Annotated in this window: 17 protein-coding genes and 2 tRNA genes; 17 read left to right on the forward strand and 2 right to left on the reverse strand. The window is 37.9% G+C overall.

What is annotated here, in order from left to right; genetic code table 11:
• The 16 genes from G600_RS16185 to G600_RS0112635 form a co-directional block, all read left to right on the forward strand.
• The coding region (locus tag G600_RS16185; RefSeq protein WP_155885985.1) for a zinc ribbon domain-containing protein at positions 1 to 156 on the forward strand (156 nt) is incomplete at its 5' end.
• Between the two features lie 853 nt (positions 157 to 1,009).
• Positions 1,010 to 2,452, forward strand: a complete 1,443-nt coding sequence (locus tag G600_RS0112565) for an aminotransferase class I/II-fold pyridoxal phosphate-dependent enzyme (protein WP_027432215.1) — start codon at positions 1,010 to 1,012, stop codon at positions 2,450 to 2,452.
• A gap of 14 nt (positions 2,453 to 2,466) precedes the next feature.
• Positions 2,467 to 3,324, forward strand: coding sequence for a polyamine aminopropyltransferase (gene speE, locus G600_RS0112570; protein WP_027432216.1), 858 nt, complete (start codon positions 2,467 to 2,469; stop codon positions 3,322 to 3,324).
• Positions 3,325 to 3,342: 18 nt separating this feature from the next.
• Positions 3,343 to 4,602: a saccharopine dehydrogenase family protein gene (locus G600_RS0112575; RefSeq protein ID WP_027432217.1), complete on the forward strand. Its 1,260-nt coding sequence runs from the start codon at positions 3,343 to 3,345 to the stop codon at positions 4,600 to 4,602.
• Positions 4,603 to 4,673: 71 nt separating this feature from the next.
• On the forward strand, positions 4,674 to 5,903 hold the full coding sequence (gene nspC / locus G600_RS0112580) for a carboxynorspermidine decarboxylase (protein ID WP_027432218.1): 1,230 nt from the start codon (positions 4,674 to 4,676) through the stop codon (positions 5,901 to 5,903).
• 141 nt (positions 5,904 to 6,044) lie between these two features.
• On the forward strand, positions 6,045 to 7,178 hold the full coding sequence (gene aguA, locus G600_RS0112585; protein ID WP_027432219.1) for an agmatine deiminase: 1,134 nt from the start codon (positions 6,045 to 6,047) through the stop codon (positions 7,176 to 7,178).
• A gap of 96 nt (positions 7,179 to 7,274) precedes the next feature.
• A complete protein-coding gene (locus G600_RS0112590; RefSeq protein WP_034246515.1) occupies positions 7,275 to 7,913 on the forward strand; it encodes a hypothetical protein in 639 nt (212 codons plus the stop codon).
• A 21-nt stretch (positions 7,914 to 7,934) separates the two neighbouring features.
• A complete protein-coding gene (gene aguB / locus G600_RS0112595) occupies positions 7,935 to 8,819 on the forward strand; it encodes an N-carbamoylputrescine amidase (RefSeq protein WP_027432221.1) in 885 nt (294 codons plus the stop codon).
• Positions 8,820 to 8,828: 9 nt separating this feature from the next.
• Positions 8,829 to 11,459 (forward strand): translation factor GTPase family protein, encoded by a 2,631-nt coding sequence (locus G600_RS14665; RefSeq protein ID WP_034246519.1) that lies wholly within the window; start codon positions 8,829 to 8,831, stop codon positions 11,457 to 11,459.
• A 77-nt stretch (positions 11,460 to 11,536) separates the two neighbouring features.
• Positions 11,537 to 12,973, forward strand: a complete 1,437-nt coding sequence (locus G600_RS0112605; RefSeq protein WP_027432222.1) for an SGNH/GDSL hydrolase family protein — start codon at positions 11,537 to 11,539, stop codon at positions 12,971 to 12,973.
• Positions 12,974 to 12,992: 19 nt separating this feature from the next.
• Positions 12,993 to 13,907, forward strand: a complete 915-nt coding sequence (locus tag G600_RS14670; protein WP_034246522.1) for a diacylglycerol/lipid kinase family protein — start codon at positions 12,993 to 12,995, stop codon at positions 13,905 to 13,907.
• Positions 13,908 to 14,365: 458 nt separating this feature from the next.
• Entirely contained in the window at positions 14,366 to 18,904 is a 4,539-nt protein-coding gene (gene gltB / locus G600_RS0112615) for a glutamate synthase large subunit (protein ID WP_027432223.1), read from the forward strand.
• Between the two features lie 18 nt (positions 18,905 to 18,922).
• Positions 18,923 to 20,407 (forward strand): glutamate synthase subunit beta, encoded by a 1,485-nt coding sequence (locus tag G600_RS0112620; RefSeq protein WP_027432224.1) that lies wholly within the window; start codon positions 18,923 to 18,925, stop codon positions 20,405 to 20,407.
• 1,133 nt (positions 20,408 to 21,540) lie between these two features.
• Positions 21,541 to 22,677: a GGDEF domain-containing protein gene (locus G600_RS15295; protein ID WP_051195523.1), complete on the forward strand. Its 1,137-nt coding sequence runs from the start codon at positions 21,541 to 21,543 to the stop codon at positions 22,675 to 22,677.
• 488 nt (positions 22,678 to 23,165) lie between these two features.
• Positions 23,166 to 23,402 carry an HPr family phosphocarrier protein gene (locus tag G600_RS0112630; RefSeq protein WP_027432225.1) on the forward strand — a complete coding sequence of 79 codons (237 nt, stop codon included), beginning with the start codon at positions 23,166 to 23,168 and terminating at the stop codon, positions 23,400 to 23,402.
• A gap of 175 nt (positions 23,403 to 23,577) precedes the next feature.
• A complete protein-coding gene (locus tag G600_RS0112635) occupies positions 23,578 to 24,354 on the forward strand; it encodes a spermidine synthase (protein WP_027432226.1) in 777 nt (258 codons plus the stop codon).
• Positions 24,355 to 24,538: 184 nt separating this feature from the next.
• Here G600_RS0112635 and G600_RS0112640 read toward each other — a convergent pair whose 3' ends face one another.
• Together G600_RS0112640 and G600_RS0112645 are read right to left on the reverse strand one after the other, a co-directional pair.
• Positions 24,539 to 25,510: an AEC family transporter gene (locus G600_RS0112640; protein ID WP_027432227.1), complete on the reverse strand. Its 972-nt coding sequence runs from the start codon at positions 25,508 to 25,510 to the stop codon at positions 24,539 to 24,541.
• Positions 25,511 to 25,684: 174 nt separating this feature from the next.
• Positions 25,685 to 25,769: transfer RNA gene (locus tag G600_RS0112645), tRNA-Leu, on the reverse strand.
• 186 nt (positions 25,770 to 25,955) lie between these two features.
• Here G600_RS0112645 and G600_RS0112650 point away from each other — a divergent pair.
• A tRNA-Leu gene (locus tag G600_RS0112650) sits at positions 25,956 to 26,036 on the forward strand.
• Positions 26,037 to 26,118: the final 82 nt, after the last annotated feature.

Here is a 26,118-nt window from a genome sequence, read left to right on the forward strand (position 1 = left end):
CCATCATCACAACTTTGTAGCTGTTGTGGTTCTCGTAAAAAACTTACACTTCAAGAAAGAATCTATAAGTGTAAGTGTGGGCTTACAATGGACCGTGACCTAAATGCAGCTATAAACATAAAAAATGAAGGGCTTAGATTGCTTGAAGTAGCCTAAACTCTGATAAATCTTATAGTAGGCTAGGAACTAGCCGAACTTATACGCTTGTGGACACTGTGTAAGACGTTCGTTATCCAATAGGATAGCCTACGCAGTGGTGGTTGAAGCAAGAAGCTCCGACTTCAAATACGAAGTATTAAGTCGGAGTAGTTCACGAGATAAAATTTGACACTAAAGGTAAAATTTGCTACAATGTTGCGCGTATGAGAAGTAACCCTTTTCATGCAAATATGACCACTTTTTAAAACTAATTTAAAAAGTTAAGCCTAACGGACAGGCGGGTCGGTTGCCGGTGTGGTAAACCCACGTTATTGATTGAGCAAAAGCTCTGTTTTTTAAGTTGATTACTTTATAATCGGTGCTAGTTAGCACATCATCTTGTTAAACGGTCAATAAAGAGTAACACGTATTTGCATGTAATGCTATAGGAATTCTCTACATTTTATAACAGACTGATATTGAGGTGATTGTGCGTATGCGCGGTCGCCTCTTTTTTAGTGACTAAAACTTTAGTGACTAAAACTGTGCAGCAGCACGCTTTGCATGCTAGCATGCAAAAGCGGTGCTATTGCACAGTCAAACAGAAATGAGCAAGTAGACGCAAGGCGTCGGATTGTGAATTTCTGCAGCATCATGAAAGTGCGAAGCACGAAATGATGCGTAGGTCACTAAATAGTAGAGGGATGTGCCAAACAACCAGCGACAAGGCAAAGCCGGAGTCGCGTCCGGCCAAAAAAAACAGCTGCAAGGCGAAGCTACTTGCAGCGTCCGGACCCCAAAACCCCTCCGGTTTTGCAGCGTCCGATAACACAACTTAAAAAACAGAAATTATAAAGAGGAGGCAAGTACTATGCTAGATCAGACAAGAGCTCCTATATATGAGGCACTAGAAAAATTAAGACGACAAAGAGTAGTTCCCTTTGATGTTCCTGGGCATAAACGAGGAAGAGGTAACCCAGAACTAGTAGAATTACTTGGTGAGCGTTGTGTTGGAATAGATGTAAACTCCATGAAGCCACTAGATAACTTAAGTCATCCAATCTCTGTAATCAAAGATGCGGAAGACCTTACGGCTAGTGCTTTTGGGGCAGAGAATGCATTTTTAATGGTAGGTGGAACAACTTCAGCTGTGCAGGCTATGATTCTTTCAGTCTGTAAGCGAGGTGATAAGATCATCTTACCTAGAAACGTACATAAGAGCGCAATTAATGCATTAGTACTTTGCGGTGCGATTCCAGTGTATGTAAACCCTGAGGTTAATAAGGATTTAGGCATCTCTCTTGGAATGGAAGTTTCAAGTGTGGAGGAAGCTATAAGACAGAATCCTGACGCAGTGGCAGTACTTGTTAATAACCCAACTTATTACGGTATTTGCTCAGATATTAAATCTATAGTTAAGATTGCTCACGAAGCAGGAATGAAGGTGCTAGCCGATGAAGCTCACGGTACACATCTTTATTTCCAGCCTGACCTACCAATTTCAGGTATGGCAGCAGGAGCTGATATGTCAGCAATTTCCATGCATAAGTCAGGAGGAAGCTTAACTCAGAGTTCAATTTTACTTACTAATAAAGGAGTTAATGCAGACTATGTAAGACAGATTATTAATCTAACACAGTCTACATCTGCTTCATATTTATTACTATCAAGCCTTGATATTTCCCGTAGAAATTTAGCCCTTCGCGGGGAGAAATCATTTTCAAAGGTAATGGAAATGGCCGAATATGCAAGAAAGGAAATCAATAGCATTGGTGGCTATTATGCCTATGGTAAGGAATTAGTTAACGGTACTAGCGTATATGATTACGATGTAACAAAGTTATCAATTCACACATTAGGTATTGGACTTGCAGGTATTGAGGTGTATGATTTACTTAGAGACGAGTACGATATTCAGATAGAATTTGGCGATGTAAGTAACATTTTAGCTTATATCTCCATTGGCGATAGATTACAAGATATTGAAAGACTTGTTGGTGCCCTTGCAGATATTGCAAGAATTTATAAGAAGGACAAGACTGGTATGCTAACAGGTGAGTTTATTAGCCCAGTGGTTGCTAAGTCACCTCAGGAAGCTTTCTATGCCAACAAGATATCTCTTCCACTTAGGGAAACTAAGGGAAGAATTTCTGGTGAAAATGTAATGTGTTACCCACCAGGAATCCCAATCCTTGCACCAGGCGAGGAAATTACAGAAGAGATTATTGAGTATATCGAGTATGTAAAGGAAAAGGGATGTTCTATGCAAGGAACAGAAGATCCTGAAGTTAATAATTTAATGGTTTTGGTTTAGGAAGGTTTTAAGATATGGAAATGTGGTTTTCTGAACTTCACACATCTAATGTGAAGATATCAATGAGAATTGAAAAGCAACTATTTTCTGGAGTTTCAGATTGCCAAAGAATCGATGTATTGGTATCTGATGAATTTGGCAAGATTTTAGCACTAGATGGTGAGATACTTTTTTCAGAGAAGGATGAGTTTATCTATGATGAAATGGTAACTCACGTACCTATGTCGGTTCATCCAAATGTTAAAAAAGTTCTTATTATTGGTGGAGGCGATGGTGGCGTTGCCACAGCCCTTACACAATATAAAACAATCGAACAAATCGATGTTGTAGAGCCGGATGAGATGTTTGTGGAAGTCTGTAAGGAACACTTCCCAGAACTTGCATGTGGCCTAGAAGATGAGAGAGTTAATGTCTATATTCAGGATGCTCTTAGATTTTTAAGAAGCAAGTCAGATGAATATGACTTAATTATAAATGATGCAACAGATCCTTTTGGTTATACAGAAGGACTCTTCACTAAGGAATTTTATGGCAACTGCTATAAGGCCTTAAAGGAAGACGGTATAATGGTTTACCAGCACGGAAGTCCATTTTATGAAGAAGACAAGGAAGAATGTGTGAAAATGCATCGAAAGGCATATAAGGCTTTTCCAATTAGTAGAGTTTATCAAGCACATATTCCAACATGTCCATCAGGTTATTGGTTATTTGGATTTGCATCTAAAAAATATCATCCAATTAATAACTTTAAGCCAGCAGAATGGAAGAAGCTTGGTATCAAGACACGTTACTACACAACCAATCTACATAAAGGCGCATTTATGCTTCCAAAATATGTAGAGGATATGCTTGAAGAAGAAGAGAGAGACTAATTTTAAGGAGGATTAATAATGAGCCGTTTATTAATTATTGGCTGCGGTGGCGTAGCTCAGGTTGCTATTACAAAGTGTTGTCAGAATAGCGAAGTATTTACAGAAATTTGTATTGCCTCAAGAACAGTATCTAAGTGTGAGGCTTTAAAGGAAAAGTTAGAAAAAAATACAACTACAAAGATTACAACTGCTAAGGTAGATGCAGATAATGTAGATGAATTAGTAGCATTAATTGAAAGCTATAAGCCAGAGGCTGTACTTAACCTTGCACTTCCATACCAGGATTTAACTATTATGGATGCTTGTCTTAAGACAAAGGTTAACTATATTGATACAGCTAACTACGAACCAGAGGATACAGAAGATCCTGAGTGGAAGGCTATTTATGAAAAGAGATGTAAGGAAGCAGGATTTTCTGCTTACTTTGATTACTCATGGCAGTGGGCATATCAGGATAGATTCAAGGAAGCTAATATCTTAGGCCTTCTTGGTACTGGTTTTGACCCAGGTGTTACATCAGTATTTACAGCTTATGCTAAAAAGCATTACTTCGATACAATCGAAAGTGTAGATATCCTTGATTGTAACGGTGGTGATCACGGTTATCCATTTGCTACAAACTTTAATCCAGAAATCAACCTAAGAGAAGTTTCAGCTCCAGGTTCTTACTGGGAAGATGGACATTGGGTAGAAATCCCAGCAATGTCTATTAAGAGAGAATACGATTTCCCAGAAGTTGGTATGAAGGATATGTATTTACTTCACCACGAAGAAATCGAATCTCTTGCAAAGAATTATCCAGAGATTAAGAGAATTAGATTCTTTATGACATTTGGTCAGAGCTACCTAACACATATGAAGTGTTTAGAAAATGTAGGTATGTTAAGAACAGATCCAGTTAACTTCAATGGAGTAGATATTGTTCCAATTCAGTTCTTAAAGGAATTATTACCAGATCCTGCAACACTTGGCCCAAGAACAGTAGGTAAGACAAATATCGGTTGTATCTTTAAGGGTAAGAAGGATGGTAAGGATAAGACAATTTATATCTATAATGTATGTGATCATCAGGAATGCTACAAGGAAGTAGGCTCACAGGCTATTTCTTATACAACAGGTGTGCCAGCAATGATTGGTGCTATGATGGTAGTTACAGGTAAGTGGAGTGGAACAGGCGTATTTAACGTAGAAGAATTTGATCCAGATCCATACATGGAAGCACTTAATAAGTGGGGCTTACCATGGGTTGTTGATGAGAATCCAGCTATTGTAGAATAATAATAAAACTAATTGGAAACTAGTAGCGTCACTAGGCGGGCGTTACTAGTTTTTTTAGAAGGGAGTAAGAAATGAACATAAGAGACTTAAAAACTCCAGCTTACGTAATAGATGAGAATAAATTAGAGGAAAATTTAAAAGTGCTTGAAAGTGTTGAAAAGGCAGCAGGATGTAAGATTTTACTTGCACAAAAAGCCTTCTCAAACTTTTACACCTACCCTTTAATTTCAAAATATATTAGTGGAACTACAGCTAGTGGCATTTATGAAGCCCGCCTTGGAAAGGAAGAGATGGCTAAGGAAAATCATGTCTTTGCTCCAGCCTTTAAGGATGAAGACATGGAAGAACTAGTTAAGATTTGTGATCACATAGTCTTTAACTCAATTTCTCAGTTAGAACACCATAGACCAGTTTGGCAAAAAGCAGGTGTTAGCGTAGGTTTAAGAATTAATCCGGAATTTTCCACACAGGGAGACCATGCAATTTATGACCCATGCGCTCCAGGTTCTAGATTTGGCGTGACTTTAAAGAAATTAGAGGAAGCACTAGAAGCTAATCCAAGGCTACTAGATGGTGTGGATGGAATACATTTTCATACTCTTTGTGAACAGGATTCAGATGACCTTGAGGCCACACTAGAAGTGGTTTTAGAGAAGTTTGATTTTGTCTTAAAGGGAAGAAAATGGATAAACTTTGGCGGTGGTCATCATATAACAAGAGAGGATTATGACATCGAGACTTTAATTAGATGCATAAATCAGGTGAAGGCTAGATATAACTGCGAAGTTTACCTTGAACCAGGAGAGGCCATTGCCCTTAATGCAGGTTACCTTGTAACCACTGTTCTTGATAAGGTGGATAACGGCATTGAGACACTAATCCTTGATGCATCGGCTGCTTGTCATATGCCAGATGTCCTTGAGATGCCTTATGTTCCACCCCTTAAAGATGCGCTTAAGGTGGAGGATACTGACCTTGATATTTGGACTATTAAGAAAATGTACAAAAATGGCATATCTCCAGTGAGAGCCATGGGTAAGCAAATCATGGAAGGTTACAGTCATGTCTATAGACTTTCAAGCTTTACCTGCCTTGCAGGAGACATTATTGGAGACTACTGCTTTAAGGGTGAGATAAATATAGGAGATAAGCTAATCTTTGAGGATATGGCAATTTATTCTATGGTTAAGAATAATACCTTTAATGGCATTCCTCTTCCAAGCATTGCCACTATGAAGGACGGAGATTGTAGAATAATTAAGGAATTTGGCTACGAAGACTTTAAGGGAAGATTAAGTTAGAAAAGGTCTATAAAGCTTAGATTTAAGATCATAGAAATTTTATGAAACTAAATTTTCCACAACTAAATAGATTATGATAAAATTAATATGCACGGTTTGTGCATATTAATTTTTTAATCCTATCACATTTATGAGGTTATAATGAGAATAGATAATAAAGCATGTATGGCAGAATATAGAATGCCTGCAGAATATGATAGACATAAGGCAACTATTATGATTTGGCCCACTAGACCAGGTTCTTGGCCTAATGGTGGTGTAAAGGCTAAGGAAGTCTTTACTGAAATTGCAAGACATATTGCAAGACATGAAGAGCTTATAATGGTAGCAAGTAAGGAATATGAAGAAGAGGCTAAGTCTTATCTTTTATCTAAGGATAATGAGGCTGATTCTGATTTAATAAATAAGAACATTAAGATAGTAATTGCAGATACTAACGATGCTTGGGCTAGAGATACATCTCCAATTTTTGTAAAAAAGTTGGGAGACAACAAAGCTGTCTGTGGAGTTAACTTTTCCTTTAATGCTTGGGGCGGGGACTATGACGGTTTGTATGCCCACTGGGAAGAGGATGATAAGCTAGCTATTAACATTTGCAATGAATTAGGATATGACTACTTTGATGCAGCCCCTTTCGTCTTAGAAGGTGGCTCAATTCATACAGATGGTAAGGGTACTTTAATAGCGACAGAAAGCTGCCTACTTAGTCCTGGTAGAAATCCTAAATTATCTAAGCAGGAAATTGAAGAGGTCCTTAAAAAGACCCTTGGTATGAAGAAGATTATTTGGATTCCTTATGGAATTTATAATGATGAGACTAACGAGCATGTGGACAATGTCTGTGCCTTTACCTCAGAAGCTAATGTGGTATTAGCTTGGACTGATAAAGAAGACGATCCACAGTATGCAATGTCTATGGCAGATTTAAAGGTTTTAGAAAATGAGACCGATTGCGATGGGCTTCCTCTAAAGGTTCATAAGTTATATATCCCAGATATTCCTGTAACTATTAAGGAAGAGGATTTATTAGGTTATGAATTTGAAGAGGGCGAGGATGAAAGAGAGTTAGGCGAGAGATTAGCAGCAAGCTATGCTAACTTTTATATTGCCAATGGAATCGCTTTAGTTCCTAAGTTTAACGATAAGAAAGATGCAGATGCAATCGCTCTTTTACAGGCATTAATGCCTGATAGAAAAGTAATAGGAATCTATGCAAGAGATATTATTGTGGGTGGTGGCAACATCCACTGTATCACAATGCAGATTCCAGAATAGATTAGAGAGTCTAAGAGGACTTAATAGTCAATTAAAAAAGGAAAAATATGGGGCTTGCCCTATTATTTAGAAAGGTGCGTAAAGACTCAAAAAGATATGAATAAGTATAGTAAATTTAAAGTGGCATATTGTTTAAACATTTGCCTAGTTGTATTGGGAATTGTAGGTTTAATCGTAAGCATACATAGTAACGGACTTGGATTATTTTCATATTACACACAGGATAGTAACATCCTTGGTTTACTCTCAAGTTTGTGCTTTGTAATCACAGGCTATGAAGGCTTTAAGAGTGGTAAAGTAAAGACAAATAACTTCGTTTCTAAGTTTAGATTTATGGCTACATCATGTATGTGCCTTACTTTCTTAGTAGTTGTGTTTGTTTTAATTCCACTTGCAGGATTTAAGTGGACAGGCTGGTATTTATTTGGTGGTGCTAACCTTTACTACCACACACTTTGCCCAATCATTAGCTTTATAAGCTTTACATTCTTTGAGGATGTAGTGAATTTAAGATTTGTAAATACAGCAATTAATTTTATCCCAACTGTAATTTATGCAGCAGTAACAATTACTCTTAATGCCCTTAATGTTATGTATGGACCATATCCATTCTTAAGAGTGCATGAACAGTCAATTCTTGCTTCAGTGATTTGGTTTATTGTTATTGTAGGCGGTTCATGGGGATTATCGATTTTAGTTTACATTTTAAAAAAGAAGAATTTAAAGGCAGCCTAAATTAAATTCTAAAGGAGATTTATGAATAAAAGAGAAGTAAAGGTGGCAGCAGTTCAGTTTGCCTGTACAAGAAATGTTGATGAAAATATAGCTACAGCCGATAAGTACGTGCGAGAAGCCGCTAAGGCTGGGGCTAATATTATCCTTATTCCGGAACTTTTTGAAAGACAATATTTTTGTCAGGAGAGAAGATACGATTATTATGACTTTGCTACAAGTATAGAGGATAATAAGGCAGTGAATCATTTTATAGAAGTCGCTAAGGAATTATCAGTTGTAGTAATTGTAAGCGTTTATGAAAAGGATATAACAAGATTATTTAATAGCGTTGTAGTTATTGATGCTGATGGAACTAATCTTGGAACATATAGAAAGACTCATATTCCAGATGATCATTATTATCAGGAAAAATTCTACTTCACACCTGGAGACACAGGCTTTATGGCCTTTGAAACTAAATTTGCAAAGATAGGTGTGGGAATTTGTTGGGATCAGTGGTTCCCAGAGACTGCTCGTTCTATGGCACTTTTAGGTGCAGAACTTTTATTTTACCCAACAGCCATTGGCAGTGAGCCAATCTTAGAGCTAGATAGTATGCCACACTGGAGAAGAGTTATGCAGGGCCACTCAGCAGCTAATTTAATGCCAGTTATTGCAGCTAATAGAATTGGACGTGAGGATGTTACTGCAAGCGAAGCTAACGGAGGTCAGACATCAAGCCTTAACTTCTATGGTTCATCCTTTATTACTGATAACACAGGTGAAATTGTTGAGGAACTTGGAAGAGATGTGGAAGGCGTAATCTGCCACAGCTTTGATTTAGACGAGTTAGAAAAGGATAGAGTGTCATGGGGCCTATTTAGAGATAGAAGACCAGACATGTATAAAATAATATCAGAAAAGTAGGAATAGAATATGAAGAAGCTTACGATTGGAATGCTTGCCCATGTAGATGCTGGAAAAACCACACTTTCAGAGGCCATTCTTTTTAAAACAGGAGTTATACGTAAGCTTGGTAGAGTTGATAATGGTGATGCCTTTCTTGACACGGACGAAGTGGAAAAGAATAGGGGTATCACCATTTATTCTAAAGAAGCCAAGTTTAACTATAAGGACCTTGAAGTCAATTTAATAGATACCCCAGGACACGTGGATTTTAGTGCAGAGATGGAGAGAAACCTATGGGCATTAGATATTGCAGTTATTGTAATAGACCAGGCAGATGGCGTTATGGGACATACAGAGACAGTTTGGAATTTGCTATCTAAATTTAAGATTCCTACTTTTATTTTTGTGAATAAAATGGACCAGGCAGGGGCTAGTAAAGAAAGAGTCTTAAAGATTTTACAGAATAGACTTTCCACTAACTGTATTGATTTTAATAAAAAGGATATGGAGGAAATCTCCTTTGCATCAGATGAAAGCTTAGATGAATATTTGGAAGCTGGGGAAGTTTCAAAAGAAACTATTGTGTCTGAAATTTACAAAAGACATCTCTTTCCAGTGCTTTTTGGTTCAGCACTAAAACTAGAGGGTGTAGAAGAATTACTGGATGCAATTAATGATTATAGTAAGGATGCTTATAGCGGCAAGGAAGAGCTAGACTTTGGCGCTAGAGTTGTAAAGATAACTAGAGAAAATAACGATAGATTGGTACATTTGAAATTAACTTCTGGTAGCCTTCAGGCAAAAGACATGATTGGTGAGGAGAAGGTAAATCAAATTAGAGTCTATAATGGTGATAAATTTAGCCCTGCAAAATCGGTATCTGCAGGAGATGTCTGCGCAATAGTGGGCTTAAATGAAGTAACTGCAGGCCAAGGTCTTGGTATTGAAAATCTAGCAAATACCGCAGTGATAGCACCAGTCCTTGAGTATAAGATGATTCTACCAAAGGATAAGGATCCATTAGTTATGCTACCTCTCCTTAGACAGTTAGAAGAGGAGGAGCCAGCTCTAAATATTAGATGGAATGAAGAATTTAGAGAAATCATTGTAAGTCTAATGGGTGCTGTGCAGCTTGAAATTCTAACAGGACTTATTAAGAAGAGATTTGGCGTAGAGGTTTCCTTTGGAACTGGTAGTGTGGTTTATAAAGAGACTATTAAGGGCAGCAGCTATGGTATTGGCCACTTTGAGCCGTTAAGACACTATGCAGAGGTACATTTAAAGCTAGAAGAAGGCGAGCGAGGTTCTGGCCTTGTATTTAAAACAGAATGTAGCGAAGACTTACTTGATAAGAACTGGCAAAGACTGGTTTTGACACATTTGCAGGAAAGAAATCACAAAGGCGTCTTAATTCGCGCCAACATAACCGACATGGTTATAACTTTAGTAAATGGTAGAGCCCACCCTAAGCATACAGAGGGCGGCGACTTTAGACAGGCTACCTATAGAGCTATAAGACAGGGCCTTATGAGGGCAGAGTCTGTGATTTTAGAGCCTTACTATGCCTACGAGATTAGGCTTGATAGAGCCTATATTGGCAGGGCTATGACAGATATTGAGAGAATGGGCGGCAGCTCTAATTTAATAGATAATGGAGATGAGTGCTTAATTCAAGGCGAGGCGCCAGTAGTAGCCATTGGAAATTATCAGGCTGAGCTTAATACTTACACTAAGGGCACGGGCCGCATTAGCTTACAGATGGCAGGCTATAAGGAGTGCCACAATAGTGAGGAAGTAATTGAGACTAAGGCTTATGACCCTGAAAGAGATACAAGAAACCCTGTAGATTCTGTATTTTGCGCCCATGGTTCAGGCTACACTGTGCCATGGTTTGAGGTTAGAGACCACGCTCACTGTGAAATTATTGAAGAAAATGGACATACAACAGGAGATGTAACACTTCGACCAATAAATGCTAAAGCTGCCTCAAGAACAGTGTCTGATGAGTGGATTGGAACCGAGGAAGTAGATAGAATCCTATCTGAAACCTACTACTCTAATAGTAAGTCAGATGCTGCTAAGGAAAGAAAGAGAAAGAAAAATGAAAATAATGGGGCAAGATATGTAACTGCCTGGGGAGACTCTTCTAAGGAGAGTTTGTATTCTGAGAAGTATGTAGGTAAGGACTTGACTCTTTATGGTAATAAGAACAAGGAAGGTGCAAAGAATTACCTACTTGTGGATGGCTATAATATTATTCATGCATGGCCAGAACTTGATGAATTGCAAAAGACTAATTTTGATGGGGCAAGGGGTAGACTCCTTGATATTATGCAGCATTATCAGTCTCTAATTCATTCAGAGCTTATTGTGGTTTTTGATGCCTATAAGGTAAAGGGACATCAAGAAGAGTTTGTAGATCTTAATAACATTCATGTGGTTTACACTAAGGAAGCGGAAACTGCAGATCATTACATAGAAAAATTTGCCCATGAAAATGGCAGAAAAAGAAATGTAACAGTGGCAACCTCTGATGGAGTGGAACAGGTGATTATTAGAGGTCAGGGATGCATTTTAATGTCTGCAAGGGAATTGCTTGAAGATGTGGAGAAGAGAGAAGAGGAACTTCGAAAGAATTTCTTAAATAAACACTTCTAATATTGATAAAACTTTTTCAATGTATTAATCTTATAAATGCGCAATTTTAAATTGCTTTGGCAATAAAGGAGAGATTTATGAGTAAGTTATGGGTTGTTGGAGATTCTACACTTAGTAGTTTTGAAGACAAGTATTATTATCCAAGATATGGATACGGAACAAAATTGGGAGAATACCTAAATGATAAGGTAGAAGTGGTAAACATTGCACTTTCAGGTAGAAGTTCTCTTTCCTTTACTAAAGAAGAAAATTACGAAACATTGATGAATAATATGGAGTCTGGAGATTTCCTACTTATGGGCTTTGGCCATAATGATGAGAAGGCTGAAGTAGACAGATTTAGAACTGCAGTGGGAGACTATAAGACAGAAGGAAGTTTTGCAAACTCACTATATGTAAACTATATTGAACCTGCAAGAACAGCAGGAGTGGTGCCAATTCTTGCTACACCTATTGTTAGACGTAAGACTGAGGATAATTGGAGCAAGGTTCAGCTACATATCACTGAGGATAACGGTGATTTTAAGGGTGGCGATTATCCAGAGGCAGTAAGAAAGCTAGCAGCAGATACACATGTTGCCCTAGTTGATATGACAGAGATTACAAGAAAGTTTTATGAGGAGCTTGGAGTTGAGGAAACTGCTTATCTTCACGCTTGGTCTTGTAATAACATGGTAAGTGTAGATAACACTCACACTAATGTATGGGGCGCCTACGTCAATGCATTTTTTGTTATGAAGACTATTAAGAAGCTTGGAATTGCTGGTCTTTCTGAAAATGTAATAGACCTAGCTAATTACATGCCATACCCTGCTAAGGAAAACTACCTTGAGGCTAATAAAGATTATAAGCCAGTAGAATTTAATTCTAACTTAGAGGCAAGTAAGCTCTTTAAGGATGTAGAAGGCTTTAAGGTATCAGCTTTTGGTGATATTTTAGCTCCTGCAGATAATAAGGACTTTAGCTGTGAGCTTGAAGAAAAGGATGGAAAGCCTGCTATTAGAATGGCGGTAAGAGAGAACAGAGGTAAGATTAGTATTGTAACAGATGGTATCTTATTTGCCTTTAAGCAGATTCCAGCAGCAACTAAATTTAAGCTAACAGCAGATATAACAGTTAATGACTATTTTAGTAATGACCAGGTTTCCTTTGGACTTATGGTAAGGGATGATGTCTATGTTGATATGGAAACAGCTGACGTATTAGGAGATTATGTGGCAGCAGCTCCACTCTTCCTTACTAAGAAGGAAAATGCTACAAATTGCTTTGCAAGAAGAAGTAGCGAGCAGGTTCTTGGCTCAAAGCTTAGAAGAGAAATTAAGAAAGGTATGACAGTGAAGGCTTGCCTTTTTGCAACAGAAGATGGATATGGCGCAAGTTTTGATGATGGAGATGTTATAACTGGCGGCTTTGACTTTAAGCTTACAACAGTTGATCCTGAGCATGTATATCTTGGATTATTTGTAAGTAGAAACGCTGATGTTACATTTTCAAATATAAGCTTAGAAATGTAGAGAAACAGAGGAGGATACTATGAAGAAGTTATTATTGGTATTTAACCCTAATTCAGGAAAAGGACTTATTAAGAATAGCCTAATGCAGATAATTCAGATTCTATCAGAGGCAGACTACGAGATAACTGTTTACCCTACAAAGAAGGCCAATGATGGATATGAGAAGGTATTAGAAGTTGGTGAAAATTATGATGTCATTGTGTGTAGCGGTGGCGATGGTACTTTAAATGAAGTAGTAGGGGCGATTTTGCGTTTAGAGAATAAGCCTCAAATCGGATATATACCAAGTGGAAGTACTAATGATTTTGCTGCAAGTCTAAATATTGATAAGAACATGGTGCAGGCAGCTACTGCTATTGCTAATGGTAATATTTACCCTGTAGATATTGGACTAGTTTACACAGATGGAGAGTATGAGAGGTCCTTTAACTATGTTGCGGCCTTTGGCGCATTTACACAGGTAAGCTATAATACTCCACAGGAGTTAAAAAACGTGTTAGGTCATCAGGCCTACGTCTTTTCTGGCGCAAAGGAATTGCTTAATTTAAAGCCACAATACATGCAGGTTTCAGGTATTGATGAGAATGGAAATGAATTTAATATAGAAGGCAATTTCCTATACGGCATGGTAAGTAATACTCAGTCAGTAGGTGGCATGAAGGGCATTATTGGTAACACAGTGGATTTACAGGATGGAATTTTTGAAGTTCTACTTGTAAAGGAAATTAAGACACCATTAGATGCACAAGAACTACTTGGCGCATATATTACACAGGATTATGACAAGTGTAAGATGGTGCACAATCTAAAGACTAGCCATATTAGCTTTAAATCTGATGTGGACGTAGATTGGACCTTTGATGGGGAATATGGCGGTGCAAGAAAAGAAGTTACCTATAAGGTTATGGAAGCTGCTGTAGACTTCTTAATTTAAAATAGTATATGCTTTATAAAATTAAGTAAATTAGGCAAAAACACCTTACACTTAATTTTCTTAAGCGGACATTTTGAAAACTAAGTTAATAATTTAAAGCGAAAAACTCCTACAAAAGTAAATTGTTGGAATTGTATCTTAATATTATTTTGAAAAAATTTAAAGATAGCCCTAAAAAGCCACTTTTTAATAATTTAAAGTGCTTTTGGGGCTATTTTTTTATGAAATTTCACACAATTTAGACACAATTCGTTGCAACTAACCAGACTAATTCTTTTGAAAATGTGTATTTATCGGGAATGAATTGTCTGACAATTTAATTTTACAAGTTTTCCAAAAAGTTTTAAGATTTCTCACAAGCAAGTAAATATGCCAGTTATGGCGATTGGCTGTTTTAGTTATGAGGAAGTTACTAATAGATTTGACTTGCAATTTATCTTTAGGAAAGGGATTAGCTTATGGAAAAAGAAATGAGAAAACCAGGACTATATAGGGCAGACTTTGAACATGATAACTGTGGTATTGGTGCCGTAGTTAACATCAATGGTGTGAAGACACACAAGACAGTATCTGATGCGTTAAGTATTGTGGAAAATTTGGAACACAGAGCAGGTAAGGATGCTAAGGGAGAAACAGGAGACGGTGTGGGAATCCTTCTTCAGATTTCTCATAAATTTTTCGAAAAGGTTACAAAGAACACAGGAATTTCTATTGGAAAAGAAAGAGACTACGGAATTGGTATGTTCTTCTTCCCTAGAGATGAATTTGCAAGAAACAGAGCCAAGAAGATGTTTGAGATTATTGTTGAGAAGGAAGGTATGGAATTCCTTGGTTGGAGAGAAGTTCCAACAACACCATCAGTTCTTGGTAAGAAGGCAATCGACTGCATGCCATTTATTGAGCAGGCTTTCGTTAAAAGACCTAAGAAGGTAAATCAGGGTATCGACTTTGATAGAAGACTTTATGTAGCAAGACGTGTATTTGAGCAGACAGCAGAGGATACTTATGTATGTTCACTTTCTAGTAGAACAGTAATTTACAAAGGTATGTTTTTAGTTGGTCAGTTAAGAAAATTCTATCTCGATTTACAGGATGAAGCTTACGAATCAGCTATCGCCCTTGTACATTCGCGTTTCTCTACTAACACAAATCCAAGTTGGGAAAGAGCTCATCCTAATAGATTTATTGTTCACAACGGTGAAATTAATACTATTAAGGGTAATGCAGATAGAATGCTTGCAAGAGAAGAGACAATGGTTTCTCCATACTTAGAAGAGGAAATGGCTAAGATCACACCAGTAGTAAATGTAAATGGTTCAGATTCAGCTATGCTTGATAATACTCTTGAATTCCTTGTTATGAATGGAATGCCACTTCCACTTGCTGTTATGATTACAATTCCTGAGCCATGGGCTAAGAATAAGTCTATGAGCCAGAATAAGAAGGATTTCTATCAATACTATGCAACAATGATGGAACCTTGGGATGGTCCTGCATCAATCCTCTTCTCAGATGGTGATGTAATGGGCGCTATCCTTGATAGAAATGGTCTTAGACCTTCAAGATACTATGTAACAAATGATGGTTACATCATTCTTTCATCAGAGGTTGGTGTACTTGAAATTGATGAGTCAAGAATTGCAAAGAAGGATAGACTTCGTCCAGGTAAGATGCTCCTTGTGGATACAACAAAGGGCAAGGTTATTTCTGATGATGAGTTAAAGGAACATTTTGCATCAGAAAAGCCTTATGGCGAATGGGTTGATTCTGAGCTTGTTTGGCTTGCAGACTTAAAGATTCCAAACAAGAAGACACCTATGCATACTAAGGAAGAAAGAGCAAGACTTCAAAAGGCCTTTGGTTATACATACGAAGACTTTAAGACTTCAATTTTACCAATGGCACTTAATGGCGGTGAAGCAACTGGAGCTATGGGTATTGATACTCCACTTGCAGTACTCTCAAATCATCATCAGCCATTATTTAACTATTTTAAGCAGTTATTTGCTCAGGTTACAAATCCACCTATCGATTCAATTCGTGAGGAAGTTGTAACATCAACAACAGTTTACCTTGGTACAGATGGTAATCTTTTACAGGCAGAGGCTAAGAACTGTAAGCAGCTTAGAATCAACAATCCTATTCTTACAAACTCTGACTTACTTAAGATTAAGTCAATGAAGGTAGAAGGCTTTAAGGTAGAGACAGTGCCTATTATTTACTATAAGAACACTTCTCTTGAAAAGGCTATTAATCACTTATTTATTGAATGTGATAGAGCTTATAAGGAGGGTGCTAATATCCTTATCCTTTCAGATAGAGGTGTGGATGAAAATCATGTCGCTATCCCTTCATTACTTGCAGTATCAGCAGTACAGCAGCACCTTGTACAGACTAAGAAGAGAACTAGTATGGCAGTTATCTTAGAGTCAGGTGAGCCAAGAGATGTACACCATTTTGCAACATTACTTGGTTTTGGTGCTTCAGCAATTTGCCCATATCTTGCCCTTGAGTCAATTCAGGAATTAATTGATTACAACATGCTTGATAAGGACTATAACGCAGCGGTCGATGACTACAATAAGGCAATTATTAACGGTATTGTAAAAATCGCAGCTAAGATGGGTATTTCTACAATCCAGTCATATCAGGGTGCTAAGATTTTTGAGGCAATCGGTATTAATTCTGATGTAATTAATAAGTATTTCTCAGGTTGTGTATCAAGAGTTGAAGGTATTTCTTTAAAGGATATTGAGGAAGATGTTGAAGTTCTTCACTCAAAGGCTTTTGATCAGCTTGAATTAAATGTTGATACAACTCTTGATTCAGTTGGTGCTCATAAGTCAAGAAGTAACCAGGAGGAGCATTTATACAATCCACAGACAATACATTTGCTCCAGCTTGCTACTAGAAATGGCGACTACGAAACATTTAAGGAATACACAAGTCTAATTAATAAAGAGACAGGTGTTAAGAATTTAAGAGGTCTTATGGACATTAAGTTCCCTAAGACAGGCATTGATATAGATGAGGTTGAATCAGTAGATTCTATCGTTAGAAGATTTAAGACAGGTGCTATGTCTTATGGTTCAATTTCTAAGGAAGCTCACGAAACAATGGCTATTGCTATGAACATGCTTCATGGAAAATCTAACTCTGGTGAAGGTGGTGAAGATGAGGATAGACTTACACCAGATGCAGATGGAAGAAGCAGATGCTCAGCCATCAAGCAGGTAGCTTCAGGTAGATTTGGTGTTACATCTAAGTATCTTGTTTCTGCTAAGGAAATTCAGATTAAGATGGCACAGGGCGCTAAGCCAGGTGAAGGTGGACATCTTCCAGGAAAGAAGGTTTATCCATGGATTGCTAAGACTCGTCTTTCAACTCCAGGTGTTGCCCTTATTTCACCTCCACCACATCATGATATTTACTCAATCGAAGATTTAGCTCAGTTAATCTACGATTTAAAGAATGCTAATAAAAATGCGAGAATTTCCGTTAAGTTAGTATCTGAAGCCGGTGTTGGTACAATCGCTTCAGGTGTTGCAAAGGCTGGTGCTGGCGTAATTCTTATTTCAGGTTACGACGGTGGTACAGGTGCAGCTCCAAAGTCATCCATCCACAATGCAGGTCTTCCTTGGGAACTTGGTCTTGCAGAAGCACATCAGACATTAATTATGAACGGTCTTAGAAATAAGGTTATAGTTGAAACTGATGGTAAGCTTATGAGTGGTCGTGACGTAGCTATTGCAGCTATGCTTGGTGCTGAAGAATTCGGCTTTGCCACAGCTCCACTTGTAACAATGGGTTGTGTGATGATGAGAGTATGTAACCTTGATACTTGCCCTGTGGGTGTTGCAACACAAAATCCAGAGCTTCGTAAGAGATTTAAGGGTAAGCCAGAATACGTTGTAAACTTCATGAGATTTATTGCTCAGGAATTACGTGAAATCATGGCTAAGCTTGGAATCAAGACAGTGGATGAATTAGTTGGTAGAACTGATTTACTTACAAGCAAGGAAGTTACAAATTCAGGTAGATGGTCAAAGGTATCTCTAAAGCAGATTCTTGATAATCCATACATCAAGGAAGCTTCTCAGATTAAGTATGATTCTAAGAAGGTATTTGACTTCCAACTTGAAAAGACAGTGGATGAAAAAGTATTTCTTAAGAAATTTACTAAGGCCTTTGATGAAGAAGAGCCTTATAGCTTTGAGACAAATGTTACAAATACAGATAGATCTCTTGGTACTTTACTTGGTGCTGAAATCACAAGAAGATTTAGCGATAAGTTAGAGGATGATACATATAAGTTAAAGTGTAATGGTGCTGGCGGTCAGTCCTTTGGTGCCTTTATCCCTAAGGGCTTAACAATCGAGCTTGAAGGTGATAGTAACGATTACTTTGGTAAGGGCTTATCAGGTGGTAAGTTAGTAGTTTACCCACCTAAGAAGGCTACTTATAAGGAAGATGAAAATATCATTATTGGTAACGTAGCACTTTACGGCGCAACAAGTGGTAGAGCCTTTATAAATGGTGTGGCAGGAGAAAGATTTGCTGTAAGAAACTCAGGCGCTACAGCAGTTGTAGAAGGTGTTGGTGATCATGGTTGTGAATACATGACAGGCGGTATCGTTGTAGTTCTTGGTATGACAGGTAAGAACTTTGCAGCTGGTATGAGCGGTGGTGTTGCCTACGTACTTGATGAGGACACATCCCTTTACAAGAGAGTAAATAAGTCATTAGTTTCTCTTGAAGCTGTAACTAATAAGTACGATGTATTAGACCTTCACACATTAATTGAAGAGCATGCTAAAAACACAAACTCAAAGAAGGCTAAGTTAATCTTAGAAAACTTCGAAGAGTATCTTCCTAGATTTAAGAAAATCATGCCACATGACTATAAGAGAATGTTAAATATGATAGTTCAGATGGAAGAAAAGGGTATGAATTCAAAGCAGGCACAGATTGAAGCATTTTATGCAGCAACTAAGTAAGTATAGGAGGATATAGTAATGGGTAAAGCAACAGGATTTTTAGAATATAACCGAGTAGGAGCCAAAGCTATTGCTCCTTTAGAAAGAATTAAGAACTTTAATGAATTCCATACACCTCTAGATGAAATGGCTCAGAGAAGACAGGCAGCACGTTGTATGGATTGTGGCGTACCATTTTGCCAGGCAGGTGTAACTCTTAAGGGGATGACAAGTGGTTGTCCTCTTAACAACCTCATCCCTGAATGGAACGACCTATTATATACAGGAAACTACAAGCAGGCTTACAACAGACTTAAAAAGACAAGTAACTTCCCAGAATTTACATGTCGTGTTTGTCCAGCCCTTTGCGAGAAAGCCTGTACTTGTAACCTAGACGGGGAGCCAGTTTCTACTAAGGAAAATGAAATGGCTATCATTGAATATGCCTATGCTCACGGCTATGCAGACCCTAAGCCACCAAAGACTAGAACAGATAAGAAAATCGCAGTCATTGGTTCAGGTCCTAGTGGTCTTGCAGTAGCAGATCAGTTAAACTTTAGAGGCCACAATGTAACTGTATTTGAAAGAGCAGATAGAGTTGGTGGACTTTTAAGATATGGTATTCCAAATATGAAGCTTGAAAAACACATCATTGATAGAAAAATTGATGTCATGGAAGCTGAAGGCGTGGAATTTAAGACAGGCGTTGATATTGGTAACGACCTTAAGGCTAAGGATATCCTTAAGGATTACGATGCAGTAGTACTTTGCTGTGGCGCATCAAATCCAAGAGATATCAAAGCAACAGGTCGTGATGCTAAGGGCATTTACTTTGCAGTAGATTTCCTTACAGCAACAACAAAGAGCCTACTTGATTCTAACCTTACAGATGGCAAGTTTATTTCAGCTAAGAATAAAAATGTAATTGTTATCGGTGGTGGTGACACAGGTAATGACTGTGTTGGTACATGTATTAGACATGGTTGCAAGTCAGTAACTCAGCTTGAAATGATGCCAAAGGCACCGGATGAAAGAACTGAGACAAACCCATGGCCACAGTGGCCTCTCATCTCTAAGACTGATTACGGTCAGGAAGAGGCAATTGCAAAATTTGGTCATGATCCAAGAATCTATACAACTACAGTTCAGGAATTCAAAAAGGATGCAAAGGGCAACTTAAAGTCAGTAGTAACAGTAGAGCTTGAAAGCAAGCTTGATAAGAAGACTGGCAGAAAGATGATGGTTCCAGTAGAAGGAACTCAGAAAGAACTCCCTTGCGAGTTAGTCCTTATTGCAGCAGGTTTTCTTGGCAGCCAGAAGTATGTAGTTGATGCCTTTGGTGTAGAAGTAAACGAGCGTACAAACGTAAAGACAAGTCTTGATGGCTTTGCAACAAACGTAAAGGGTGTCTTTACAGCCGGCGATATGCACACAGGCCAGTCCCTAGTAGTAAAGGCTATTAAGCAGGGTAGAGACTGTGCTAGAGAAGTGGATACTTACTTGATGGGGTATACAAATTTGTAGAGCTGTGGGGCCTTGTGAAACGTGGGGTGCGCTAGGAAGTTTATTGTGTCCCGAAGCGCTGTTGCGGTCGTGGGTGCCTGAAAACCCGCGATTAAAGCAAGAAAGGCACACACCAAGAAATATAATAAGAACAAAGTGGCTGAATCTTTAAATTAGCGGGATTTAGCCACTTTTTTTTCTAAATTTTCCGGAAAATGAAAGCTGAAATTCGGCCTTAGATTTCCGGAAATTGACCTAACTTGCTAATAAAACTCACAAAGGTCAACAAATTTCTTAAGTTTAGAAAGCCACTAATAATTTCTTGTGCTCAAATCTTAAAGTAGAAGTAAAAAAGGCACAAAGATTTAAAAGTTAGAATAAAATTTCGGGGGCGCAACCAAGAAGCTTATGGCTAAATTTCCGATATCAAAAGATTACAGGCACAACAGCCAATTAAAAGCGGTGATCCCAAGAAATCAAGCTGTGCCTATAATGAGTGTAATTCTTACCCTTAGCCATAAAACCCTAATTTATGCATCAAAACCCCCATCAAAACCCTCACTCAGCATACATCTAGCCACAGCGAAGCGTATGGCGACCGTCTCGCGCCATCACACACTTCATCCCCTCACACTCCCAGCCACAGCGAAGCGCTTGGCGTCTGTTCTACGCCACACTCCCGGCAGCGTATTCCTTCCCTAATAAAGCAAGTCCGTCCCGACCCACCACAATCCACTTCATCCCCTCACACTCCCAGCCACAGCGAAGCGCATGGCGTTCGTTTCACAACATCACACCCGTTCTACATCTCCCCACTACACGTCCGGATATGTGTCGAAGCCCCTCGGGGGTGGGGCACAATGAAATCTCGAGCACAAGTTTGGGAGGACATGCTAACCTGGCAGGTACTTGAAAGTTGGCATATCCAAAGGATATAGCCAACTTTCTTAGTATCCTTTGCCAAGGTTAGATAGCGGGAGCGTGTCTCTCCCAAACTTAGTGCTCGAGATGCAATGTCCGTTCGTGCCACCCCCTCCCCCAGGGGCTTCCACCATATCCGACGCAATATCTTGTATAGCGCTTGTGAATTTCCTCATAATATAGTATAGTAATAATGTATTAAGTTGTTCGTGCGAAACTGGGGGATTTGTAATATGAGGGATAGAAAAAACAGCATTTCAAAAAAGAATATCGAATTAACAAATATGAAAAGGGCAATTAAGTCATCTTTTGTTTTGGCGGTGATTTTGCCATTTTTAATGCTAGCCTACGGACTCACAAGTTGGAGCGACAACGGCCTTAAGATAGCATTTATGATAGGCGCAGTGATTTTGGAAATAATCCAGATTAGCTATTGCGTTGTACTTTATATTCAAGTGCGAAACGACGAATTTGAGACTTTTAAGATTCTTTACATGTCCTATTATGTAATCACTGTCATCATGCTAATGCTGGCATCTGGAAGTGATATGAAAGTCTTTGATTCCGAGATTTTATACATCATCGCTTGTGCGTATTTTATATTTGTTCCAATAGTTAATGAAAAAGATCGACTCATAATAATTATTGCCATGTCCGTGATAATGGTGACTATGGTTCTCGTTTTCAGAATGGATGTGAGATCCGTTATAGATGTGTGTCTGATTCAGATTTTGACTATGTTTGTCTCAAGATATCAGCATAACATTAACTTGCGACATGAGAAGATGAATAATTCTTTGCGAAAAAAGACGGATTATTCAGAACACGATCCACTTACAGGCTTGTTTAATAGACGCGGCCTAGAGAGTCGTGCCAACGCCATTTGGCCATATTGTGAGAGAAATAAGGTGTCGGTTGGTATCTTGGCTTTAGATATTGATTATTTTAAAAAATATAACGATGCTTATGGACACCCACAAGGTGACGAGTGTCTTAAGCAAGTTGCAAGGGTTTTAAGAGAGTCAGCCCAGAGAAGTACTGATGTTGTAACAAGAACTGGCGGCGAGGAGTTCATTATTTTCGTGCAGGACACAGATGAGAACAACATCGTTCAGCTAGCCCTAAAGATTAGACGAAACCTAGAAGCTGCAAAGATTCCACATGCCTATAAGGCAATTTCTAATTATGTTACCGTAAGTATTGGTGCGGCTACTTTTGTTCCTGGCTATGGTAAGGATTTTGATAAGCTTTATGAAAATGCAGACAAAGCCCTTTACGCAGCTAAGAATAACGGAAGAAACTGCATAGTTTACGAGGGGAACCTCTACGGGAGGATTAAAAACGGAATAGCACAAGTTATATCAATGTAAGATACTAATAGGAATATCAGCGGGATGCTAACAAAGAAAATTAATGGACCTAAGGCAATAAATTAGCTTTTAGGTCCGTTTTTATTGGTGAAAAAATCTCAAAAAAAGGAATTTAGAGGGATTTTTTAGAATGTAATTTTATACCCCTAAATACTTTAGTAATACTATAATAGTACTAAGGTACCTGAAAATGGTTCCAAAAACTTAAATTATCAACATCTGATTTTTGTAAAAAAAGGACATTTTGTGAATTTACAGACAATTACTTGTATAAATTGCACAAAGAAATTGGTATATTATATAATTAATCAACAAAAATTCACAATAAGATTTAATTTTTAAAACAATAAAATCCCCCCACAAAAGTTGCAATTTGAGTTTTTATATAGTATATTTGTTAAGGCTTAAGAAAAGAGCTGGTAAATGCGCAGAATATCTAGAATATTTTGCCTTGAGAGGATTAGAATTAAAAATGGGGAGGTAGGGATATGTTAACAGTATCTATACTTTTGGACTCAGTGGAGAAAGTCCAGAGATTTGTAAGTGCAATTAGTAAATATGGTTGTGGTTTTGACGTGGAGTCAGGTTACAGCTGCGTGGATGGTAAGTCATTAGTAGGTTTATTTAGCCTAGATATTAGCAAGCCACTTCAGCTTACAATTAATGATGGTAATAATGAAATGGAAGATGTTTTAAGAGACATTAACGAATTCATGGAATACTAATTCTTTATGATAAAAAACACCAAGAGAAATCTTGGTGTTTTTTTATGCTCTAAAAGCATCGATTTAAAGCATTCAACTTAAAAGCATTCGACCTGCAACGATTCCTTATGCTATAATTTTTTTATGAAGATAATAGATACATTTTCATAAAAGAGCATAATCTAGGAGAATGGATATGAAGAATTACGACGAGGCAAAAGAGAAGAATTTATATGCCACAAAGTCTAGAGGCTATGGGAAAATCATGGTTAGGGACCAGCTTGACGATAATGGTGAGGAAGTTAGATATTTGCTGGTAAATTTCCAGAAGGAATCTGCCATGTTTAAGGCACCAGAAAAAAGAGACGAGCTTTGCTTTGCCTACACCAAGCAATTTGCTAACGCCTTTATGATAAATAGTCAGATTAAGGATAGTTTGCTTATCGGCGGCGCTGCATTTTCATATCCCAAATATTATCTAAGCCACTACCCAGAGGCTAGGCTTGATGTGGTGGAGATAAACCCGGAAATGCTTGAAATAGCCAAGAAATACTTCTATTTAGAGGATTATATAAAAATGTATGCAAAGGCCGCAAATGGAGCAGATAACGGTCGTCTAGGTATCCACATTCAGGATGGAATGCAATTTTTGGCGGCATGCGAGAAAAACTACGATTTAATCATCAACGACGCTTATATTGGCGCAAGCCTTAATTCAGGCCTTATGTCTTATAGAGGCGTGGCACAGATTAAGCGTCACCTAAACGCTGGCGGCATCTATATGGTAAATATTATCACGGCCTTAACGGGCTTTTTTGCCAATGATCTTAAAAAAGCTAGGGAGGTTTTTGGGGCGAATTTTAAAAATGTATATGTCTACCCTGTAAGGCCCGACCTATCAAGTCTTGAAAAGCAAAATTGTATTCTTATTGGAACAGATTTGGAAATTCCTAAATTAGATGTGATTGAATAATAACAGATGTAATTTAAAAATATATCGAATTTAATAAAATGAGTGGCCTTTATAAATGAAAATGGAAGTACTCAAACGAATACTTCCATCCCCTCGTATAATTATTAAAACTTAAGTGTTTATGGGCGTTATTGCCCTTCCTTTATACTAATCGTATAAAAAGTTATTGTCAACTAAAAAATATCTATATCAATGCAAAATATCTTAGAATAAATATCCATGCAGTCAAGGTCACACTAGATAAAAGTGTGGTTAACACTACAATACTTGAGGATAAAACCTCGTCGTTATCCATAGCTTTAGCCATAACAAAGCAGGTAACAGTTGTAGGAGAGGCAAGCATAATAAGGATTGCAATAAGTTCCTGGTTTCTAAAGCCCATAAGAATGGCAATAGGCACGAAAATAGCCGCAAGTAGAATAAGTTTTATAAAGCTTGCGATTACTGTAGGCTTGATTTTCTTTATGGCCTTACTGCCCTCAAAACTAGCACCAATGCAGATAAGAGCAATAGGAGTAGCGGTTTGAGCTATATTTGCAATAGTCTTATTAATTATGGCAGGGTATGTAAAACCTGCAAGAGAAGAGGCAAGACCTAGTAAAATGCCGATAATAATAGGATTTTTCGCGATATTAATTGCGGCCTTCTTTATAGTATCTTTCTTTGAAAGGTCAGTGTTTGCTGGCTTCCCGTGAAGCTCTGGATGAGCCTTAAAGGTAAGGATTATTACTGCGAAAATATTAAAAAGTGGGACAGCAGCAACAATCATTAAAGGTGCCATGCCTGCGTCTGCGTATATATTTTCAATAAAGGCAATTCCAAGGATTGCGGCAGAACTACGGCAAGAAGCCTGCACAAAAGCCCCTTTCATGGAGTCATCATTCATAAAAATTTCCGTGAATAACCAAGTTAGAGAAAATATAAGAAAAGTTACAATAAAACAAAATAAAACGAATTTTAAATCAAAATCTGCCTTAAAATCTGCGGTTGATAAATCTCTAAATAATAAAACAGGTAGTGAAACTTTGAAAACGTAGCGATTTGCCACGGTTGCGAAATGCTCATCAACGATGCCAAGCCTTCTTATGACATAACCGATAATCATGACTAAGAAGATGGGAATAGTAGAGTTTAAGCTAAATACAAAAGAGTCCATAAATCAAATCCTCCTAATAGTGCTTTTTGAAAGCTATTAGTAAAACAATAAAAGAATTTTTTGAAAATGTAAAGATTATTTTCTTCGGGAAATATTGGGAATAGCTTAATTAAGCCAGCTTTAAAGAATTTATAAAATAAAAAAGCATCAGGTAAAACCTGATGCTTTAGCTAGTGCAGACGGCGGGACTTGAACCCGCACCCAAGCAATATGGACTAGATCCTTAGTCTAGCGCGTATGCCAATTCCGCCACGTCTGCTTAAGTTTTTGTTGTCTGCTGTATGCCAGCGACTTGTATATATTAACACCAGTACGATTTATTGTCAACACATTTTTTGAAAAAAATCCGCTAAAATACTAATAAAGACGGGATGTCAATTATTGATATAAGAAAATGATCCTTTGTTGACAGTAAATTTTGTCTGCTTTAAAATAGTTTAAGTGAGCGGAAGTGTTGGAATGGCAGACAAGCAAGATTCAGATTCTTGTGTGGTAACACGTGTGGGTTCAAGTCCCATCTTCCGCATTAGTAAAAAAGGAACTACGGCATGAAGCCGTGGTTCCTTTTTTGTAAGGCCGAGGAGTCCCTTGAACCCAGAGTTCAAGGT

Origin of the sequence: Lachnospira multipara ATCC 19207, from assembly GCF_000424105.1 — a bacterium.
GTDB classification, from domain to species: domain Bacteria; phylum Bacillota; class Clostridia; order Lachnospirales; family Lachnospiraceae; genus Lachnospira; species Lachnospira multipara.

Excerpts from the sequence above, each read along its gene's own strand:
- G600_RS0112630 (WP_027432225.1), top strand. The coding sequence starts at position 23,166 with ATGTTAACAGTATCTATACTTTTGGACTCAGTGGAGAAAGTCCAGAGA.
- aguB (WP_027432221.1), top strand. The coding sequence starts at position 7,935 with ATGAATAAAAGAGAAGTAAAGGTGGCAGCAGTTCAGTTTGCCTGTACA.
- nspC (WP_027432218.1), top strand. The coding sequence starts at position 4,674 with ATGAACATAAGAGACTTAAAAACTCCAGCTTACGTAATAGATGAGAAT.
- G600_RS0112575 (WP_027432217.1), top strand. The coding sequence starts at position 3,343 with ATGAGCCGTTTATTAATTATTGGCTGCGGTGGCGTAGCTCAGGTTGCT.
- aguA (WP_027432219.1), top strand. The coding sequence starts at position 6,045 with ATGAGAATAGATAATAAAGCATGTATGGCAGAATATAGAATGCCTGCA.
- gltB (WP_027432223.1), top strand. The coding sequence starts at position 14,366 with ATGGAAAAAGAAATGAGAAAACCAGGACTATATAGGGCAGACTTTGAA.
- G600_RS14665 (WP_034246519.1), top strand. The coding sequence starts at position 8,829 with ATGAAGAAGCTTACGATTGGAATGCTTGCCCATGTAGATGCTGGAAAA.
- G600_RS0112590 (WP_034246515.1), top strand. The coding sequence starts at position 7,275 with ATGAATAAGTATAGTAAATTTAAAGTGGCATATTGTTTAAACATTTGC.
- G600_RS14670 (WP_034246522.1), top strand. The coding sequence starts at position 12,993 with ATGAAGAAGTTATTATTGGTATTTAACCCTAATTCAGGAAAAGGACTT.
- G600_RS0112605 (WP_027432222.1), top strand. The coding sequence starts at position 11,537 with ATGAGTAAGTTATGGGTTGTTGGAGATTCTACACTTAGTAGTTTTGAA.
- G600_RS15295 (WP_051195523.1), top strand. The coding sequence starts at position 21,541 with ATGAGGGATAGAAAAAACAGCATTTCAAAAAAGAATATCGAATTAACA.
- G600_RS0112565 (WP_027432215.1), top strand. The coding sequence starts at position 1,010 with ATGCTAGATCAGACAAGAGCTCCTATATATGAGGCACTAGAAAAATTA.
- speE (WP_027432216.1), top strand. The coding sequence starts at position 2,467 with ATGGAAATGTGGTTTTCTGAACTTCACACATCTAATGTGAAGATATCA.
- G600_RS0112640 (WP_027432227.1), bottom strand. The coding sequence starts at position 25,510 with ATGGACTCTTTTGTATTTAGCTTAAACTCTACTATTCCCATCTTCTTA.
- G600_RS0112635 (WP_027432226.1), top strand. The coding sequence starts at position 23,578 with ATGAAGAATTACGACGAGGCAAAAGAGAAGAATTTATATGCCACAAAG.
- G600_RS0112620 (WP_027432224.1), top strand. The coding sequence starts at position 18,923 with ATGGGTAAAGCAACAGGATTTTTAGAATATAACCGAGTAGGAGCCAAA.